Raw genomic sequence first — 18,566 nt, 5'->3', positions numbered from 1 at the left:
GACTGGGATTGTGTCAGAACGAATGATCACCGGCGGGATGAGCTATGTGTTTTTTTTTCAATCTTAATTTCAAACAGGAGACGCCAAGCAGTCTCGTGCCTAGTCTCGTGGGCTCGAAAATGTGTATAAGAAACAGCCCTTACTACGTAAGGGGACCGGCGCGGCCCATGAGGGGCCCGCCGCCCCGAGCCTTGCCAACGAGAAAGTGATCCTCGCGCCCGAGGAGCGAGGCGATGACGTAGACTTGGGGATGGGATGATGATGCTCGATTCACACGGCCGCGCCCCCTCGCCACCATCCCCCGGACCATTACGCGCACGCGCGCGAGGAGCAGCATGACTGACGAGCAAAAAGCCGAGCTGTTCGAGCGGATCGTAGCGGGCCAAAGCCTGCGCACGATCTGCGTCGATGAGCATATGCCGGGCAAGTCGACCGTCATGGACAGGCTGGCGAGTGATGAAGGCTTCCGCGCCGAATATGAAGCTGCGCGAGCGCTCCAGGCCGAGACGCTCGCTCACGAAATCCTGGAGATTGCCGATACGCCGGTAACGGGCGTGAAGGTTACGACCAAGGCTGACGGCACGATCGAGAAGGTCGAAGGCGACATGATCGAGCATCGCCGCTTGCAGGTCGACGCACGCAAATGGCTCGCCGGCAAGCTGGCCCCCAAGAAATACGGTGATGCGAGCTTGCTCAAGATGGCTGATGCTGACGGGAAACCTATCAGAGAGATGAGCGAGGAAGAGCGCTACGTGCGCTTTGCATCAATCTTTGCGGCTATCCAGAAGAGAGGAATTAAGGGTGATTGACGCTCACGACATGCTCAAATTGGTGCGCGCTTCGTCGCAAGATGAATGCCGTGAAATGGGCGAAATTCTCTTGGATCTCGCGAAGAAGCCGCGAGATGCAATGTGGCAGACTAGCATCGACATGGTGCTTGCCCGCTTCCCTGCGGCTCCTGTGCCGACGATCGTGCAGGCGATCCAGGAAGGGCGCGCCCGCGTGCAGCGCGAGAATGACGAACTGATGCGCACCGGCTGGCATCCGATCCAGATGCGCGAAAAGCTGATCGAACTGGGCTATACTGGCACGCCGGACAGTGCCGCCGCGTAACATTTGCGGCGCTCGCACGCGCAAGGGCCGGCCTTGCCGCAGGCCGCCGATGAAGAACGGCAGATGCAGGCTGCACGGCGGAAAATCGACAGGACCGAAATCGCGCGCGCTCGATTCAACCGGTGCCGGTGAAACCCTATCGTCGCGGACGACGATCTTAGGGAGCAGCCGAATGAACCGCACCGATTACATCGCCAAGCGTGACGCGCTGGCAGCGCAACTGGCCGAGGCCAAGGAAGCGCAGAGCCGGGTTGCTCTGGATTTCGAGGATGGCGCAGCGTCGCTGGGGGATACCGAGGCAGCCAATGCCAAGGTTCGCGAGCTTGAGACGCGCGCGAATGGTCTGGAACAGGCATGGGCGCGGGCGTGCCGGCAGGACGACGCAGCCGAGCGCGCGGCGAAGGTGAAGGCGCGCAAGGAGGCCAGGAAGGCCGTTCATGAGCATCTGACCGATCGTGAGGACGCGGCGAAACTTGCCGATGCAGCGCTGAGCCAACTGGTGGCAGCCGTGACGGCCTACAAGGCGTCGACGCGCGCGATTGGCGACTCGCTCAAGGGGGCGGTGCGGGGTGAGGCCTATTCCTCGCTCAAGCAGACGGCGGACGCCGCCTTCGGCGTCACGCTCGACACGATCATCTGCAATGCCCTTGCCGGCGCTGGCGTGCAGCTGTCGCCCGGCGATCGGTTCGAGAAGTTCGGCGGCACGGCGCTGCGCGACTATGCGGCCCGGCGCACGGAAATGGTGAAGCGGGAGCTGGAAACGGCGCTCGAAGCTGAGGCAGCCTGACATGTGTGCGCCGGCAGCAGCGCTCGTTGGCCCCCTCATGATAGCGTCAACCGCTGTGTCGACTGTCGGCGCAATTGCGGGTGGCATGAGCCGGGCAGCGCAGGAGCGATACGCGGCGAAAGTCGCTGATAGAAATGCGAAGCTTGAAGGCGAAGCAGCGCGCACCGAGGCCGAAAATGGGCGCCAGCAGCTGCGGCAGCACTGGCGACGCGTCGGGCAGGTCCAAGGTCGTCAAGAGGCAGCAATGGCTGCCAACGGGGTCGATCTTGGCTTTGGGTCTGCGCTGCGCGTGCAGCAGGACACGATGATGTTGGCGCGGGAGGATGCTACCTCTATCGCACGCGCCGCCGATGAGCGTGTGCGCGGTTTCGACATTCGCAGCAGCAACGCTCGCGCTGAAGCCAAGGCGGCGCGGTCTCGCGCGTCTGGCGCGATTGTCGGGTCGATCTTTGATGCAAGCAAGAGCATCCTGGGCGGCGCGACGCAGTATACCAAGTGGCGGGCCGGTTAAGTGCCGCGCGTTCAAATATACGAGGGTGGGCAGGTAGAGCCGGCAGCCACCACCGGGCAGCGATTTCAGGTGGCCGACTATCGCGGCGGGCCGGCTGACGCCATCGCGAAGGGGATGATGGATCTCGGGGCGGGCCTGTCCAACCTCGCTGAAACCCGCATCCAGATCGAGCGCGAGCGTGCCGAGACCGAGGCGACTGAGGCCACCACGCGATATGCGCAGGAGGCTGGTGATATACAGTCAGCCCCTGAAACTGGCTATCTGAACACACGCGGCAAGCTGGCGATCGACGGTCTGGAGCCCGCCATGCAAGCGTTGAAGGATCGCGCAAAGGCGATCGAGGATGGCCTATCGTCGGCCCAAGCCAAGAAGCTCTTTCGTCAGTCGGCTGATGCGCGCCTCGCGAATATGTCCGTCGTCATCAATCGACACGCGGCAGTGCAGAGCATGGCGTGGCAGGATGAGGCGGATGACGACGCGGCCAGCCAATCGCTGGCTGATGCGGTCAACATGTATACCGATCCCGACCAGGCCGAAGCCTATCTCGTGACGGCGGCGTCGATCCTCCAGAAGAAAGGGGAGCGTGCCGGTGCCCCGGCTGCGTCGGTCGCAGCCGATATCCAGAAGCGGCTTTCCGAAACCCGCACGCTCATGATCGCGCGTATGGCAAAGGTCGATCCGGCGGGGGCCGAGCGATATCGGCAGCGCGTCGAAAAGATGCTGTTCGGTTCCGACACGTTGAGGGCGACTGAGGCTGTTCGCATCGAGCAGGAGCGAAACGAGGCCGAAGCGCGCCGGATTGCCGCTGAGCAGCGAGCCGAGCAGGCCCGGCAAGTTGCGTTGAAGCGCGAGGATCTGGCGACCCGAAAGGCACAGCTGGAAACCGGAGCGGGGACGCCGGCAGACTGGATGGAGCTGGCGACCGAGCAGCGCGCGATTGGGGACACCAGTGGAGCCGCGCAGTCAGAAGCGCGAGCGAATGAAACGCGTGCGAGCGAGACCTATCGCGGAGCGACCCTGCCGCAGATCGACCAGCGCATCGCGCAGTTGGAGGCGGCGAAGAAGGGTAAGGCGGGTTTGTCGCCTGCCCAGGCATCTGAACTGAACGGCCTGCGCTCCCGCCGTGAGCAAACAGCGTCTCGCCTTAATCAGCCTGGCGGCGCCCTGTTGCAGGACGAGTATGCAACGGGCGGCGTCCTGGCCAGCCTCAACCATCGCGACCCCGAAACCTACGTGCAGCGAGGCCGTGCGGCGGTTGCGGCGGCGCAGCGGCAGGGCGGGGCAATTGAGCCTTTGGTTGGCGAAGAAATCCGCGTCCTGAACGCCAATATGGAGGGGGACAGTAACTCGCGGCTGAAGGTGCTGCGCTCCCTGGCGCTGTTCCGCGATCCACGCGTGATCCGCGGCGCTGCCCGGCAGCTTACCAGCGAAAGCGACGGCGACTTCCGCATTGCCGCCACGCTCATCACGACCAACGAGCGCACCGCGACGGAAATTCTGCGCGGGCGTGATGCGCTGGCTGCAAACGGGAAAGTGTATCAGCCCGATATTGCCGATGCAGGATTCAACCAGCACGTCGCATCCGCGTTGGCGGGCATGCCGCCGGACTATGTGCGTGACGTTAAGGCTGCCGCGAAGGCGATCTATGCCGAGCGCGCGCGGGTGAGCGGGCAGGCATCATGGAATAGCGACCTGTGGAAGGACGCAATCAACTCCGCGTTGGGTGGAGACTCTAAGGGTGGTCGAACCTACGGGGGCGTCGCGAAAATCAACGGCGCTCCCGTCTCTTTGCCGCCTGGATGGACCAGCGAGGGGATCGAGCTTCGCATCGCTGACATGAATGGTGACGACATGGGCCGCGCCCGCGTTGGCAAGCCCGGTGTGTGGCCGGATGGCTCGCGACTCTATTCCGGGCAACTGCGCGCGATGGTGCCGGTGCTTTTGGGCGGCACGGTCTATGGCTTCCGCCAGCGCAACTCGAACCGACTTTTGAGCGCGCAGGATGGTCAGCCGTATAAGCTCGATGTCGCCAAGTTGCCGTGGAAGCGGCGATGACAGACATGCGCGCGCAAGGCCCGACTGCTTTCTACGATCTGGATGGCCCGCCCACGCTCCCGATCGCCGACAGGCCAGAGGATATGCCCGAGACCCCGGCATGGGAGGGGTTCAAGGCAGGTTGGCGCACGGCGAAGGATGACTGGCCTGGCGAGTCGGGCGATCAGCTTATCAGTTCATATTCGCCGATCATCGCGGCGCTGAAGGCTGAAACCGGCAAGAGCGATACCGACTATGTTTGGGTAGGACGATCGTCGGGCGGCGTGAACGAGATGGCGGTGTTCGCCGATCTGGCGAAGGTGCGGGCGCGCAAGCCCGGTTTCCTGCCGGACGTTCCCGATAGCGTCGACGCGTGGCGCGCAGTCGTCACGCAACGTCAGAAACAGCGTCGTGGCGACGATCTCCAGAAGCTGGAGCGCACGCGCGGCATCGGCACGGTCGCCGGCTATGCAGGCGGGTTCGCCGGGGCTGCCGTTGATCCAGTCAACCTGATGACCCTGCCGCTTGGTGGCGGCGGGTCGACGATCGCACGGCGCATCCTGGCTGAAGCCGTGACCAACATGGCCGTCGAAGCGGTCGAGCAGCCCATGATTGCAGCCGAGCGGGCTAAGCGGGGCGAGACGCTGACGGTTGGTGAGGGCGTCGCCAATGTCGGCATCGCTGGCGTGGCGGGCGCTGCCATCCAAGGTGCAGTTGTCGAACCGCTAAGCGCAATCGCGCGTCGCAAGCTGGGCAAGAAGGCGACCGAAGCACAGCGGGCCGCGATCAATGTTGTCGAGCGCGACGAGGAAATCGATGCCACCAGCCCGTTCAAGCCTGGCCCCGCTACCGAAGTGCATCGGCAGAGGCTGGCCGAAGCGGAGCGGGTTCTAAATGGCGAACAGCCGCCTCGGTCTGAACCCCGCATCTCGCCTGAGGCCTCGCGACGTGCTGTCAAGGACAAGATCAGGCGGGCGGAAAGCAGCCCGACCGACGACTACAACGAGGCCTCTGGCGCGATGGGACCGTATCAGTTCCTCGCGTCCACTTGGGTTCGCTACTACAAGCGGCGCTACGGTGCGAGTGGACTGACCGATGCGCAGATAGCCGCCAAGCGGCGCGATCCCGCGCTGAACGAACAGCTCATGGACGACATGCTTGGCGACAGCGAGCGCGCACTTGCGTCGATCGGCGCGCGTGCCACACCGGGCAATTTGTATCTAGCGCATTTCGCGGGGCAGGGCGGCGCTAAAGCGATCCTGCGCGCTGCCCCTGACACGCCAATCGAAAGACTGATGAGCCGCAAGGCGATCCAGCAGAATGCTTTCCTCAAGGGCATGACCGCCGATGACGTGATCCGTTGGGCGCATCGGCGCGTTGGCGGCGATCCTGATGCCCCGGCTCTGCGCCGTGAGCAATTCGGCACCGACGACGAGTGGGCGGCAGCGCAGCGAGCGGTGGACGCTGCTGAGGACGATATCGCACGCGCGCAGCGTGACGCGGCCGATCTGACGGAAAGCATGATCGCTCGCGCGCCTGTCGACGAGCCAAGGCCTCGCGGCGCCGACTGGATGCCTGAAGGCGAAGGCGTCGAGATGGTGCGGCTGTATCGCGGCGAGCCTGCCGAGCGTGCGCCCGATGTTCCCGATGTACCTGGCACGGACGTGGGCGATGGCCTGCGCACCTATACGCCGGACGAGGCGGCGGCGCGTGCAGCTGCCGGCGAGGGCGGCAGTATCCGCGCCGTCGACGTTCCGGCGTCTGCTGCGGATGACCTGGCCGTGCCAACTGGCTTGAAGGGATTGCAGCGTCGCATGAAGCGCGAGCTTGCCGACGCGATCGAGCAGGACTTGCAGCCTGCCCTTCGCCCAACCGTTGCGCCGGAGGCGGTCGACGACTGGATCATCTCCCGTCACATGATCGCGGAAAGCGGCCCGTCAGGCTATCGCGTCGAGCAGTCGGATGATGGATCGTTCGCAACGGTTGTGCTGCGCGGGCATGATGGGCAGGCCAAGGCAGGCTTGTTCGTGCCGACCGACCCGGAATCGCTCGCTAATTTCGGCGGGCTAATCAGCTATGTCTCGCCTGCGATCCGGCGCAAGGGTGTCGCAACCCGGCTCTACAATATCGCGCGTGATGCCGGTTTGCCGGTGGAGCAACTGAGCGGGAGGGGTGATCTCACCCCGGATGGGGCCGCGTTCGCATCTGCATGGCGTGAGCGAGCCGCGCCTTTGCGGGCCGAAGGTGCCGAGCGGTTCGACGATGCCGTGAATGGCCCCGGCGCGCAGGCGACGGTGCAGAGCCTTGAGCATGATCTACGGATGGCGGCGGCTACGAACCCGGATGAGATAGTTCGGATCGAGGCCGATGGTGTGGAAGCCGACATGCGCCTTGCCGATGTGCTGGACGATCTGGATGCGGACAATTCGGCACTCATCGCTGCCCGCGCGTGCTTGGCACCGGGGAAGGCGGGTGTGGCGTGATTCAGCGTCGGGCCGGCTGCCGCCCCTGCCATAGCTCGATCGCCAGCCAAGCGACGACTACGGCTGCCGCATACACTGCGGTTAGCATCGGCTGCCCTATGACAAGTCCGCCGACCGCGGCTGCGACCGCGAGCGCGATGGCTCTCGTCATGGCATTGCGAGCGAGAACTGGCGCGGCGGCGATGAAGGTAGCGACGACGGCGGCGGCAAGAATGAAGGGCGCGACGGCCAGCGCCAGCGCAATCCACGCCCATTCCTCGCCTAGCCTGAACAGCACAACCGCTATCGGCACCGCGCCGAACGCCCATAGCAGCCCGGCGATGACAGCCGCCTTGCGACGCAGCTCGGCATTTTCTCGCCACCACTTGCCCATGTGCCAGCTCTCCAACGGAAGCGGGCGGGCTTATCGCACGAAAGGTCCGGCATGTCGCTAGGCAACTGTATTCCCGGCATGGTGGAGCGCGGCGAGATTGACCCGAAGCGGGCCAAGCGGATGCGTGACCTATTCGAGCAGCTTGAGGCTTCATACAAGCAGAGCATGGGGCCGGATGCCGCCGCCGCTGAAGCGAGCGAGCAGACGTTGCGCCAACTGGCGGATGCGTCGGCGCTCAAGAAACGGCAGACGCTGTTGCAGGCCGCGTCTCAGCGCCGCGCGCGCGCCGATCTCATGCGGTATCGGGGCAAGTCGCCCTATGCCGCCATTCGCGCCATGATGGATCGCGACGTGCAGGCGCCATACGAGAACGTCGTCACGCGCGCCGAGAACATCGAGTTTCAAGCGCAGGCCGAGATTTCAGCGTTTATCGAGCGGCACAGGCGCAATTTTTTCGGCAGCCCGTCGAACAAGGCAGGGCTTCGCGATGTGATGCAGGAGCTGCACGGCGACGCCACCGGCAATCCGCGCGCCAAAGCCTATGCCGACGCGTTGGCAAATACGATGGAGTCGCTGCGGCTTCGGTTCAACGCGGCAGGCGGCAACGTCGGCAAGCTACGTGGCTGGGGCATCACGCACCGTCATGACCCGTTGAAGGTGCGCCGGGTCGGTTATGACGAATGGCGCGCGGATCTTCGCCAGAGTCTCGATATCGCTGCGATGCGCGATCCCGACACCGGCATGCGCATGTCGCCGGCCCGGCTGGAGGAGGTGCTGCGCGGCTCCTATGAGGCGATCCGCACGAACGGCCTAAGTGCCGAGCCGGCTGACCCGTTCATGAGCCAGCCCAAGCTTGCCAACGCCCGTGCCTATCATCGCGTGTTCGTGTTCAACGACGGCGATGCCTGGATGCGATATCAGGCGAAGTATGGCAGCGGCGATGCCTTCACGACCATCATGGGGCATATCCGCGGCTTGTCCGAGGACATTGCCAAGCTGGAGCGGTTCGGCCCGAACCCGGACGCGACGGTCAAGTTTCTGCTCGACGCTGCCGATCGCATGGAAGCGCAGTCGGACAAGGCGGTGCCTGGCGCGGTGGCTGGAACGGCGGGGGGCAGGGCGACTACAGAACGCCTGTGGGCCTACCTGAAGGGCGAAACCTCTGTGCCCGAGTTCGCGGAAGGGTGGCTTGAGCGGCCGAGCTATTGGGCAGTTAAGACGATATCCGGCACGCGCGACTTGCTGACATCGGCCCTGCTCGGCTCGTCGCCAATCTCAGCGATTTCGGACGTGAATACTCAGGCCATGGCACGGCGCTTTAACGGCCTTCCCGAAGTGAAGGTGCTGGCGAGTTACCTCAAGCAGCTGAACCCGGCGAGCGCCGCCGACCGCAAGCTGGCGATCCGGCTGGGGCTGGGTATGCGTGACGCCAGCCACTCGCTGCTTGGCCTCTCGCGCTATTATGGCGAAACGCATGGGCCGCAGCTCACGCAGGTGCTGGCCGACGACGTGTTGCGATTGTCCGGCCTCAACAAGTTTACCGAGGCAGGGCAGCGGGCGTTCGGCCTCGATTTCCTCGGCACCCTTGGCGATTATCGCGGCAAGACGTTCGATGCGGTGCCGGAAGGATTGCGGGCGGCGATGGAGCGCTATGGCATTACTGCCGGCGATTGGGACGTGATCCGTAAGGCCGAACCTGAGCGGCGCGGAAAGGCCGAATGGATCAATGCCCGCAACATTCCCAACCGGCAGATTGCCGACAAGGTGCAGGAGATGGTGTTGGCCGAGACGGCCCGCGCGGTGCAGGAGAATACCGCGAGCGCTCGCGCCATCGTCCAACTCGGCACTCGTCCCGGCACGCTTGGCGGCGAAATCCTGCGCAACAGCTTTCAGTTCAAGGGCTTTGCCCTGTCGCTCATTATGTCGCAGGCGCAGGCGATCCGTGCGATCGGCCCGTATCGTGGCGCGGTGTATGCGGCGCAGTTCTTCGTCAGCATGACGCTGTTCGGCGCTGCCTCGATCCAGCTGCGAGAGATTGCGAAGGGACGCGACCCTCGCCCTATGGACAATCTGGAATTCTGGACCGACGCCGTGCTTCAGGGCGGAGGCTTCGGCATCTTCGGCGATCTTGTCGGATCGATCACAAATCAGCGTCTCGACGGCGGGCTAGGCGAATTCCTGGCTGGGCCGGTCGGCGGGCTGGTAGGCGATCTATCGCGCGCCACATATCGCTCGTTTGACCGCGAGCAGAAGGACGGCGGTATCACGCCGGGCAATCCGGGGGCTGAGGCCGTGCGCCTCGCCAAGCGCTACACGCCAGGCGGGAACCTCTGGTATCTGCGCGCTGCCTATGAGCGGGCCATCCTCGATCGCCTCGCTGAGATGACTGACCCGGAATATGGCGAGAGCCGGGCGCGCGTCGAGCAATGGGCGGCAGAGAATGGGCAGGGGCTGTGGTGGGAGCCGGGCGAGGATATGCCGAGCCGGGGACCGGACCTGTCGACAGCAGTGCCGACCTCGAACATGAACTGAGCGCGCCGCTCTAAATTCCTCGGCTTGAGGCGGTCCCGCCGTTCTGTAATCTGTCTCAGACATTCGAGGGGGGGGCAATGATGAAGAAACTGGGAGTTTGCTGCGCGCTAATGGCACTGGGATTCTCTGGCGCAGGCAGCGCTCAGCTGCTGAGTAGGCCGGAGGGTGAATTTCGCACGTTCATCGGACGCCTGGAGTACGATCCCGCGCGATCATGCTATAAGCCGACTCGCCCCTATAGCGATGACAGCTACGCGCGGCAGGCCTACATCGATCAGGCCAAGCGGCACATGGAATGCCTCAATGCAGCCACCGAGAACGACTTGAAGTATGCCGAGAAGGCGATCCTGGCGGGGCACAAGAAAGCCGTCGATGAGTTCCTAGACGAAGTCCGCCGAGGCTACTGACTCTCCGTTGAAGGCCCCGCCAGCCGGAGCCAGCGGGGCAGAGTTCAACTGCGCCAACGGTGGTGATCAGTCGGCGGTATCGTTCGCTATTACGGTTGGGGCGATCACCGCGTTGCCACCGATTTTGCCGACCCAGCCTGTCGTTATCAGCGTGACACCAGAATAGTCTGCGCTGGCGACAACCTCGCCGTTCGTTCGGAACGATGTCAGCAGGTTTGCTCGGCCGAGATTGACCCGCACTCCCGTGAATGGATCCGGTTCAAGGGACACAACCCGATCAACGGGGACGTTGCGAGTGTCCTGCCATCGCTCCGCGTCGTCCTCTGACCCAGCGCCATCCTCGACACGCAACAGCCCCATTTGGCTTGCCGGGCCGCTAAACACGCCATCGTCGCCAGCAAGGCACATATCTTCTTCTGGGTCGAACCCGGTCGGGTCATCCTCGACGCTGGTATCAGGGTCGTCGTCCTCGTCATCCTCGTTGAGGAAGTAGCGGCCCGGCATGGCAGCGCGGCGCTCGCTGCCGAACTCGTCCAGTTTATGCCGTCCGCGCGTGTCCCACTCGGTCCACGATACATCGCCGCTGCTGTCGCTGATCGGGCAACCCGGCCCCTGCCCCCCCCCGAAGGGTAGGTGCAGGGCGAAGTCATCCTCTAGGTTCGTCACCTCAAGGTCCGGGTCGCCCCCCAAGTCGTCCATGAAGGCGATCAGCGTGTCGATCGTGTCACCGATTTCCCGGGCAGCGTCTGCCCGCCCAAGCGCGACGGGCAGGTCGAAGATTGGCACCATACGGCGCCCTGCTTTGACCTTCAGCTCAAGCATGGCCCCGGCCTCCCATTTCGCCGGTAAGGCCGAACAGGAAGAAGCCGAGGTCTATCTTTGAGGGATCGCCAGAGTCGATCATCGACCGATAGAGCCGTTTAAGGCGAGGCCGTGGCCGGTTGCGCTCGGCAGCGGTGGGCCAGAACTCGCGACGCAAAGCGGCGCCCTCAAGCGCCAGTTCCCGTCCGGAAAGCGGGCGATCTTCAGTGCGGTTACGCATGGACGCCCTCCGCGATGAAGGCGCGCACGCGACGCGCAGTTTCCTCGCGCACCCCATCGGCATTGCGCAGGCGGGAGACGAAGGCTGGATCGTTCAGCGCCTGGCGACCGAACGAGGCTTCGGTCACTTCCGGATGGCGGGCCATGTAGCGGATGACCGCCGCGTGCAGCGAGCGCGGCGTCGTCGCCGTCTCGGGCCGGGGCGGAACCTGCCGGGAAGGCGGATTGCTCCTAAAGCGTTGCATGTTTCGTACTCACTGGTTTCGGCTTTCTACGGCCGTGACCGCATCGGGCGGTCGCCGGGGGGTAGAAACCTGCCAGTGAGACAGGCCGGCGGCTTTTACGCTTGCGCGCTGGACATGACGCACCGCCCCCGGCTATGAAGCCGAAGTCGGTAGCGCCGCCAAGCGCACCGCATCGCGAGCCGCCACGCTCGCACTCACGATCGAAGCCGCGCCAACGGATCGATCGCTATCACTGGTCCGGGTTTCTACGCCCACGGACACATTGCCTCAGCGCCGATTCCCGTGCAAGTCCTCCCCGCTAGGGGGAGGGTCTTTATGTCGAGTGCCACGTTCGATCCGCCGAAGCCAACCTTTGGACAACGAGAAGGATTTGAGCCGCTACCGGTTCAAATGCGACACGATAGTGTATCTCCAGAACTGTCCGCTTATATTTACGCGATTATTCATGATTCCATGACCGCAACCAATCAATATAGCCAAAAGATGGTGAGGTCAGAGTGGAAGCCAATCATGTACGAATGGCATGTGCGGAGGCGTTATGGCACTATCGAAGATTACAGCGCCTCGCACCCCTCACTGACCAAGGCAGTTTCTGCAGAGTTGAGGTCGAACGATTTTCTTCGTTTCTTCAACTTTTTGCAGTTTGTTGTTTCCCACTCAAGCTGTCCAGGCAGCCTACTTCCCCGAATTGACCGGGCGCTTTCTGAGACACGCGCAGCGTATCGATTGATTGACGGGCTGTTTGTCCGCGCGTCCTCAGAGGAAGAAGCTCAAGCCATACGCCAAGCCTTTGAAGTCGCTGCTGCGCACCCTGCTCAGGGTCCACGCACGCATCTACGAAGCTCATCGATTGCGCTTACGAGTGGCGATTGGGGCGGTTCGATCAGAGAAAGCATTTCAGCTGTTGAGGCTGCGGCAAAGGTTGTTGAACCATCGGCAGATACCCTCGGGAAGGCGCTTGCATCATTGGAGCGGAGGCTCGTGCTACCGGGGCACCTTAAAAAGGCGTTCGGCGCGCTCTACGGCTATACCAGTGACACGGACGGCGTCCGGCATGCTCTGGTGTTTAATGACTCGGCCAATGTCTCCGAGGCTGAGGCTCTATTCATGTTCGGCGCTTGTGCTGCATTCGTTTCCTATCTGCTGACGACCGCAAGCAAACTTACGACTTCGTCGACATAGAAGGTCAGGTCGAGCTGTTGATGGAGACGGGCAGCACACACTCGCACTTGGCTTGACCGTTTCTCTCTTCGGTTGTCGTCTGCAATCGCTTGACTGCGATTCGCGGACGGAGGGTGCATGTTGGAAGGGGTCACAATAACGGACGCTGTGCAGGCAGCAGCATCTGTGCTGACGATGCTTGCCGCCGTGGCGGCGCTGATCATCGCCAAGCGCGCACCAAAACAGGCAGCAAGGTTCGCGGAGCAGTTTAGATCGGCATCTGCTGAAATCGAACAGCGGCGCGGACTTCAAATGACAGTGTTTATGGCGCTGATGAAGTGCCGGCGCGAGCTGCTGAACCAAGATGCGCGGGGAGCGGTCAACGTATGCGATGTGGCCTTCGCCGATCACCCTGAGGTCCTGAACGCGCGCCGTCTTTTCCTTGAAGCTACGCTTACTCCCGGCACCGATGCCGTGCTGACTGTCGAGCGCTACCACAGCCTGACGGAGGCAGTTGGCCGCGCGCTGGGCTACACCGATCGTCTGACTGCGCAGGATATGCGCACTGGTTGGTATCCAGACGCGCTCTACATGATCGATCAGGCCAGCATCCAAGATGCCCAGGACAAGCTAGCGAGGCGGGAAGCGGCGCGCCAGCAATAAATCTGCCGTGGGTTCGGACGTGGGAACGCCTCACAAAGTGATCGCGAATCAGCGAGCAATACCAATAGCTTAGACATTGCTCGCTGGCTCCCTGAGTAGGATTCGAACCTACGACCGTCCGATTAACAGTCGGATGCTCTACCGCTGAGCTATCAGGGAACACCAGCGAGGGCGCGCCTATACGAAGGGGTTTGCGGCATTGCAAGCGCGCAGCCGCAACTATTTTTCCGGCGCCGAAATCAGCCGGCGAACTGCTCCATGGTGATGCGGTCGTCGAGCGCATGTTCGGGATCGAACAGCAGCGTCAGGTCGCGGCGATGATCGATCTCGACATCGACACGGGCGACGTCGCGTACCTCGCGCTGATCGGCGACGGCGCTGACCGGGCGCTTGGCCGGATCGAGCACGCGAAGCGAGATGCGGGCCTTTTCAGGCAGGATCGCGCCCCGCCAGCGACGCGGGCGAAACGGGCTGATCGGCGTGAGCGCCAGCATCTGAGAGCCGAGCGGCAGGATCGGGCCATGAGCGGAGAGGTTATAGGCGGTAGAACCGGCCGGCGTGGCGACCAGGATGCCGTCGCACACCAGTTCGGGCAGGACGATGCGGTCGTTGACCGTGACCTCGAGCTTTGCGGTCTGGCGCGTCTCACGAAGCAGCGAGACTTCGTTGATCGCCGGGAGCACGAAGGTCTCGCCCTCCACGGTGGTCGCGGTCATCTCGAGCGGCGTGACCTTGAACGCCCTGGCTCGCGCAAGTCGCTGGTCGAGCCCATCCGGGCGCCACTCGTTCATCAGGAATCCGACGGTGCCGAGGTTCATGCCGAACACGGGTATGGTGCGATGGCGTTCCAGCATCGCATGAAGCGTCTGGAGCATGAAGCCGTCGCCACCCAGCGCGACGAGCAATTCGGCTGATTCAAGATCGGCCCAATCGTGGGTCGAGAGCAGTTCGGCGGCGGCAGCCTCGGCCGGGTTGGTCGGCGAGGCGGCAAGGGCGCGACGCAAATGGGTCATCCGCCGGTCACGCTCATATGACGGCGGACTGCGGGCGCGGCGCCGGGTGCGATGCTGAAGTCATGGCGCGCCGGCTTGGCGAGCAGGGCGGCGTCGATGGCGTTATCGACCGCCACAGGTCCGCCGCCGCGGATCGCCGCCTTCAAATCGACCTGGTCCTCATGGCCCAGACAGGTGAAAAGCTTGCCCTCGGTCGTCAGCCGGACGCGATTGCAGCTGTCGCAAAAATTGCCGGTGAGCGGCGAAATGAGGCCGAGCCGGCGGCCGGTCTCCGCGACATGCCAGTATCGCGCCGGTCCGCCGCTGCGATGCGCATCGGCGGCCAGCGTGAAGCGGCGCGATAGATCATCGAAGACTCGCGTGAGCGGAACGAAACGGTCGGCGCGATCCTCGTCGATCATTCCCAGCGGCATGGTTTCGATCAGCGTCAGGTCCATGCCTGCGCCGCCCGCCCATGCAAGCATGGCAGGAATTTCACCTTCGTTCAGGCCGGCGAGCGCGACCATGTTGATCTTGACCGTCAGGCCGGCGGCTTGCGCTGCTTCAATGCCGTCCAGGACTTGGGAAAGATCGCCATGGCGCGTGATGTGGCGGAACGTCGTCGGATCGCGGCTGTCCAGGCTAACGTTGATGCGCCGCACGCCCGCGTCGGCCAACATCGGCGCGAACGCGCGCAGCCGCGTGCCGTTGGTGGTCAAGGTAAGCTCGTCCAGCCCGACGCCGACATGCCGGCCCAGCCTGCGTACAAGGTCGATGGCATCGCGCCGCACCAGCGGTTCGCCGCCCGATAGGCGGATCTTGCGCACACCGCGCGCGACGAAGCGCTCTGCGATCAGCGCCATTTCCTCCAGCGACAGCAGCGCGTCACGTGGCAGAAAGGTCATCTTCTCCGCCATGCAATAGCGGCAACGCAGGTCGCAGCGATCCGTCACCGACACGCGCAGATAGCTGATCGTGCGGCCATGGCGGTCGACCAGCGGCGGAGCGGGCGCGACGGCAATAGGGGTGGCGGATGCAATCATCGAAGCGAATGAGCTAAGGCGTTCATGGCTTCGCAGCAAGGCTTGCGTTAGGAAGGGGGCGATGACCGAACTCGCGTTGACCGCCGCTGCCCCGACGACCGAGCGCGATCCGCCCGTTTTTCTGCTGTCCTTCCGCCAGCGCGACGAGCTTGCGGCGCTTGCCGCACAAGCCGGATGGCGCGTGGTCGCGGCGCGGCGGACCGATGGGGCCGAGCGGCGGCTGCTGGCGAGCGGGGCGGCGATCGCTGTGGTCGATGCGCGCGGCGCGATCGAGGATGGGCTGGCCGCGGTACGGGCGCTGGCCGGGGTGGCTGGAGCGATCGGCGGCGCCTTGCTGGTCCTGGTGTCCCGTGGCCATGCGGCGCGGCTTGGCGAATTCTACGATGCCGGCGCTACGCACTTCCTTGCTAGCCCGATGAAGGAGGCCGAGTTCGTCCAGGCGCTGCGCTTTGCCGCGCGTCATGCCGAGCGAGTCGGCGGCGGCTCGACGGGCGTGGAGGGAGCGGCCGATGCGCTCGGCTGGCGTTACGATCCTGCGCTGCAATCGATGCAGGTCACCCCGGCGCTGGCCGCCATGCTGGGGCTGAGCGAGACGCCGTCGGTCCGCGCGATGCTGCGAAGCGTCGAGCGGCACGACCGAGGCGCGCTGAAGGCGGCGCTGGCGCGGCTGCGCGGCGGGCTGCAGGCAACTGCCTTCGCCCATGAACTGGCCGGTGCCGGGCGCGTGGTCGAACATCTTCAAGTCGATGTGCGCACCGGCCGGGTGCACGCGCTGATCGAACGACTGAGCCGGGTGGATGCCGGCGCGGCAGTGCGTGAGGCGCTGGCGGGGGTGCGGAATGCGGTTGGGGCGCGGCGATGGGTGCAGCGACGGCTGGGTGAACGGCACGAGGTCGGCATCGTTCTTGTGACGCTCAGCCGGTTCGACGTTGTGAACACCGCCTATGGACGACCCGCGGGCGACGCCGTGCTGCGCACCGCGGCGGCGCGGCTCGCGCAAGTAGCGCGCGAGACGCTGGGCAAGCGCGCGATCGTCGCGCGCATGGGCGGGGCGGAGTTCCTGATTGCTGCCGAGAGCGTGAGCGATGCCGCGCTTGCCGCCACACTGGCGCAGATCGAGGATGTGATGGCGCGACCGTTCGTCGTCGAAGACGCGATCCTGCCGATGGGTGCGCGGCTGGCAAGCGCCCTGTCGCAGCCCGACGACGATGTCGCGGCATTGCTCAAGCGCGCGAGCGAAGCGCTGGCCGGCGAGGGCGGCAGCCACACCGCCTTGTCGGTCGATGCACTGGCAGTCGACCTGCGGCGTGCGCTGGACCAGGGTGAGATCGAGTTGCGGTTCCAGCCGCAGGTGGTGGTCGCGACGGGCGCGCTGGTCGGGGTGGAGGCACTTGCACGGTGGGAGCATCCCGCGCTGGGCCAAATCGGGGCCGAAGCGCTGTTCGCGGCGGCCGACCGTGCAGGACTTGCCTTGGCCCTTTCCGAACATGTTCAGCGCAAGGCGCTGAGCGAAGCGGCGCACTGGCCGGCAGAGCTGGCCGATCTGCGGCTGGCGGTAAACGTCACATCGGTCGATGTCGCGCGAAGCAACTTCGTCGACCTGTTCCTCGATTGGGTGGACGGCAGCGGCTTTCCGCGCTCTCGCCTGACCGTCGAGATCACCGAGGGCGGCCTGATTGCCGACATTGCCGAGGCCTCCCGCCTGCTGGGTGAATTGCGCGCCGCCGGCTGCCGCGTTGCGATCGACGATTTCGGGACCGGCTATTCGAGCCTCGCCTATCTCAAGTCGCTGCCGCTCGACTATCTCAAGATCGACCGCAAGCTGACCCAGGATATCGCCGGTTCAGTGCGCGACCGCGTCGTCGTGCGCGGCGTGATCGACATGGCGCGGTCGCTGGGCCTCGCCGTCGTGGCCGAGGGGGTCGAGACCGACGAGCAGCTCGAACTTCTCGCCAAGGAAGGGTGCCAATTTTATCAGGGCTTCCTTTTCGCGCAGCCGCTGACCGGCGCGGAACTGGCGGCACGGGTGGGAGGCGGATGAGCGATCCGCACGATGTCAGCGGCGTGTGGTACGGTCGCTATTTCGCAGGCTCGGCCGAGGTGGAGGAAAATAGCTTCATCGCGCATCTGGAAGAGGCGGGCGGCGTGGTGTCGGGCACGATCACCGAGCCGGATACGACTGGCATGGACGAAGTGCGGCGCGCTTTTGTCGACGGCGAGCGCGAGGGGTTGCGATTGCGCTTCACCAAACAATATGACCCGGCCGGCGCGCTGGCGCATTCGGTCACCTATGCCGGGACGCTGAGCGAGGACGGCAGCGAAGTGACCGGCGAGTGGCGCTTCTCGGGCTATCACGGCAGCTTCGTGATGAATCGCGAGACGTTCACGGCCGAGGATCTGGAGGATGAAGCGGCGATCGATGAGGACCTGGTGATCGAGCTGGACGCGTTGCTCGAGCGGCGCTGACTCTAACCGATCTTGTCGAAAGCGCCCGTTTCGAAGTCGCTGGCCAGCAGCCCCAGAATGCGCTCCGCCACCGCCTCGGGCGGCTTCACACTTTCCGGTGCCTCGCCGGGATAGGCGCGGGCGCGCATCTTGGTTCGGGTGGCACCCGGATCGACGATCGCGACCCGAACCCGGGTTAGGTTGCGGACCTCTTCGGCATAGCTCAGCAACAGATTCTCGAACGCGGCCTTGGTCGCGCCGTAGAGACCCCAGAAGGCGCGCGGACGACGCGCGACGCCAGAGGTGAGTCCGATCACACGGCCCGTATCCGACTTGCGCAGTAGCGGGTCGAACGCGCCGATCAGCGCGGCCTGTGCGCTGATGTTGAGCGCCAGCACCTTTGCCACTTCCTTGGGATCGTAGGCGCTGATCGCGGCCAGCGTGCCGAGCGCGGCGGCGTTGAGGACGAGCAGGTCGAGCTTGCCCCAGCGTTCCGCCACGGCGGCGGCGAGGCGCGGGATCGAATCGGTTTCGAGCAGGTCCATCGGCGCGATCGTCGCGCTGCCCCCCGCCGCGAAGATCGCTTCCTCGACCTCCTCTAGCCCGCCGGCGGTGCGCGCGGTCAGCACGACATGATAGCCGTCGGCGGCAAGCGCGATGGCGGTAGCGGCACCGATGCCGCGGCTCGCGCCGGTGACGAGCGCGACCCGTGCGCCAATGTTTTCTTCGTTCATGT

19 protein-coding genes, 1 tRNA gene and 1 pseudogene are annotated in these 18,566 nt (G+C 64.5%); 13 read left to right on the top strand and 8 right to left on the bottom strand.

Annotation, left to right across the window (positions count from 1 at the left end; translation table 11 throughout):
* Positions 1-335: 335 nt before the first annotated feature.
* The 7 genes and pseudogenes from BFL28_RS02850 (at position 336) to BFL28_RS02825 (ending at position 6,928) form a co-directional block, all read left to right on the top strand.
* Positions 336-809, top strand: a complete 474-nt coding sequence (locus BFL28_RS02850; protein ID WP_069319138.1) for a terminase small subunit-like protein — start codon at positions 336-338, stop codon at positions 807-809.
* Between the two features lie 100 nt (positions 810-909).
* Positions 910-1,113 carry a hypothetical protein gene (locus BFL28_RS02845; protein WP_131818577.1) on the top strand — a complete coding sequence of 68 codons (204 nt, stop codon included), beginning with the start codon at positions 910-912 and terminating at the stop codon, positions 1,111-1,113.
* A pseudogene (locus BFL28_RS21835) lies at positions 1,100-1,204 on the top strand (HGGxSTG domain-containing protein); the annotation flags it as partial. The gene BFL28_RS02845 and the pseudogene BFL28_RS21835, both read left to right, overlap by 14 nt.
* Positions 1,205-1,285: 81 nt before the next feature.
* Positions 1,286-1,900: a hypothetical protein gene (locus BFL28_RS02840; protein WP_069319136.1), complete on the top strand. Its 615-nt coding sequence runs from the start codon at positions 1,286-1,288 to the stop codon at positions 1,898-1,900.
* Between the two features lies 1 nt (position 1,901).
* Positions 1,902-2,411: a virion core protein, T7 gp14 family gene (locus BFL28_RS21830; RefSeq protein ID WP_069319135.1), complete on the top strand. Its 510-nt coding sequence runs from the start codon at positions 1,902-1,904 to the stop codon at positions 2,409-2,411.
* Between the two features lie 69 nt (positions 2,412-2,480).
* Entirely contained in the window at positions 2,481-4,466 is a 1,986-nt protein-coding gene (locus tag BFL28_RS02830) for a hypothetical protein (protein WP_069319134.1), read from the top strand.
* Positions 4,463-6,928 (top strand): GNAT family protein, encoded by a 2,466-nt coding sequence (locus tag BFL28_RS02825; protein WP_131818576.1) that lies wholly within the window; start codon positions 4,463-4,465, stop codon positions 6,926-6,928. Before BFL28_RS02830 ends, BFL28_RS02825 begins: the two co-directional genes overlap by 4 nt.
* Position 6,929: 1 nt before the next feature.
* Here BFL28_RS02825 and BFL28_RS02820 read toward each other — a convergent pair whose 3' ends face one another.
* A complete protein-coding gene (locus BFL28_RS02820) occupies positions 6,930-7,301 on the bottom strand; it encodes a hypothetical protein (RefSeq protein WP_069319132.1) in 372 nt (123 codons plus the stop codon).
* Positions 7,302-7,421: 120 nt separating this feature from the next.
* Here BFL28_RS02820 and BFL28_RS02815 point away from each other — a divergent pair, with 120 nt between their 5' ends.
* Both BFL28_RS02815 and BFL28_RS02810 read left to right on the top strand, forming a co-directional pair.
* Positions 7,422-9,833, top strand: coding sequence for a hypothetical protein (locus BFL28_RS02815; protein ID WP_173655662.1), 2,412 nt, complete (start codon positions 7,422-7,424; stop codon positions 9,831-9,833).
* 77 nt (positions 9,834-9,910) lie between these two features.
* Positions 9,911-10,240 carry a hypothetical protein gene (locus BFL28_RS02810; RefSeq protein WP_131818574.1) on the top strand — a complete coding sequence of 110 codons (330 nt, stop codon included), beginning with the start codon at positions 9,911-9,913 and terminating at the stop codon, positions 10,238-10,240.
* 66 nt (positions 10,241-10,306) lie between these two features.
* On the opposite strand, the gene BFL28_RS02805 is transcribed toward BFL28_RS02810, so the two are convergent.
* From BFL28_RS02805 to BFL28_RS02800, 3 genes are read right to left on the bottom strand one after another with little or no spacing between them, the layout of a single operon-like run.
* Positions 10,307-11,062, bottom strand: coding sequence for a hypothetical protein (locus tag BFL28_RS02805; protein ID WP_069319129.1), 756 nt, complete (start codon positions 11,060-11,062; stop codon positions 10,307-10,309).
* Complete coding sequence (locus tag BFL28_RS20640; protein WP_131818573.1) at positions 11,055-11,282, bottom strand: hypothetical protein; 228 nt, start codon at positions 11,280-11,282, stop codon at positions 11,055-11,057. The genes BFL28_RS02805 and BFL28_RS20640 overlap by 8 nt, the downstream gene beginning before the upstream one ends.
* Positions 11,275-11,526, bottom strand: coding sequence for a hypothetical protein (locus BFL28_RS02800; protein ID WP_069319128.1), 252 nt, complete (start codon positions 11,524-11,526; stop codon positions 11,275-11,277). Before BFL28_RS02800 ends, BFL28_RS20640 begins: the two co-directional genes overlap by 8 nt.
* A gap of 315 nt (positions 11,527-11,841) precedes the next feature.
* On the opposite strand from BFL28_RS02800, the gene BFL28_RS20635 reads away from it, so the two are divergent.
* Together BFL28_RS20635 and BFL28_RS02790 are read left to right on the top strand one after the other, a co-directional pair.
* Complete coding sequence (locus BFL28_RS20635) at positions 11,842-12,708, top strand: AbiJ-NTD4 domain-containing protein (protein WP_131818572.1); 867 nt, start codon at positions 11,842-11,844, stop codon at positions 12,706-12,708.
* A gap of 117 nt (positions 12,709-12,825) precedes the next feature.
* Complete coding sequence (locus BFL28_RS02790) at positions 12,826-13,350, top strand: DUF6680 family protein (RefSeq protein ID WP_131818571.1); 525 nt, start codon at positions 12,826-12,828, stop codon at positions 13,348-13,350.
* Positions 13,351-13,434: 84 nt separating this feature from the next.
* Here BFL28_RS02790 and BFL28_RS02785 read toward each other — a convergent pair.
* The 3 genes from BFL28_RS02785 to moaA all read right to left on the bottom strand — a co-directional run bounded on the left by BFL28_RS02785 (position 13,435) and on the right by moaA (position 15,385).
* A tRNA-Asn gene (locus BFL28_RS02785) sits at positions 13,435-13,509 on the bottom strand.
* An 80-nt stretch (positions 13,510-13,589) separates the two neighbouring features.
* Complete coding sequence (locus BFL28_RS02780; RefSeq protein WP_069319125.1) at positions 13,590-14,363, bottom strand: NAD kinase; 774 nt, start codon at positions 14,361-14,363, stop codon at positions 13,590-13,592.
* Positions 14,360-15,385: a GTP 3',8-cyclase MoaA gene (gene moaA, locus BFL28_RS02775; RefSeq protein ID WP_069319124.1), complete on the bottom strand. Its 1,026-nt coding sequence runs from the start codon at positions 15,383-15,385 to the stop codon at positions 14,360-14,362. Before moaA ends, BFL28_RS02780 begins: the two co-directional genes overlap by 4 nt.
* A gap of 61 nt (positions 15,386-15,446) precedes the next feature.
* Between moaA and BFL28_RS02770 the strand changes: the two genes are divergently transcribed.
* Positions 15,447-17,426 carry a putative bifunctional diguanylate cyclase/phosphodiesterase gene (locus BFL28_RS02770; protein ID WP_069319123.1) on the top strand — a complete coding sequence of 660 codons (1,980 nt, stop codon included), beginning with the start codon at positions 15,447-15,449 and terminating at the stop codon, positions 17,424-17,426.
* Positions 17,423-17,851 (top strand): hypothetical protein, encoded by a 429-nt coding sequence (locus BFL28_RS02765; protein ID WP_069319122.1) that lies wholly within the window; start codon positions 17,423-17,425, stop codon positions 17,849-17,851. Before BFL28_RS02770 ends, BFL28_RS02765 begins: the two co-directional genes overlap by 4 nt.
* Positions 17,852-17,853: 2 nt before the next feature.
* On the opposite strand, the gene BFL28_RS02760 is transcribed toward BFL28_RS02765, so the two are convergent.
* Complete coding sequence (locus BFL28_RS02760; protein WP_069319121.1) at positions 17,854-18,564, bottom strand: SDR family NAD(P)-dependent oxidoreductase; 711 nt, start codon at positions 18,562-18,564, stop codon at positions 17,854-17,856.
* Positions 18,565-18,566: the final 2 nt, after the last annotated feature.

Source organism: Sphingomonas turrisvirgatae, from assembly GCF_001721295.1.
In the GTDB taxonomy this organism is placed as follows: Bacteria; Pseudomonadota; Alphaproteobacteria; order Sphingomonadales; family Sphingomonadaceae; genus Sphingomonas; species Sphingomonas turrisvirgatae.
The sequence above is the reverse complement of the archived record's forward strand: the minus strand, read 5'-3'. Positions and strand labels throughout refer to the sequence as shown.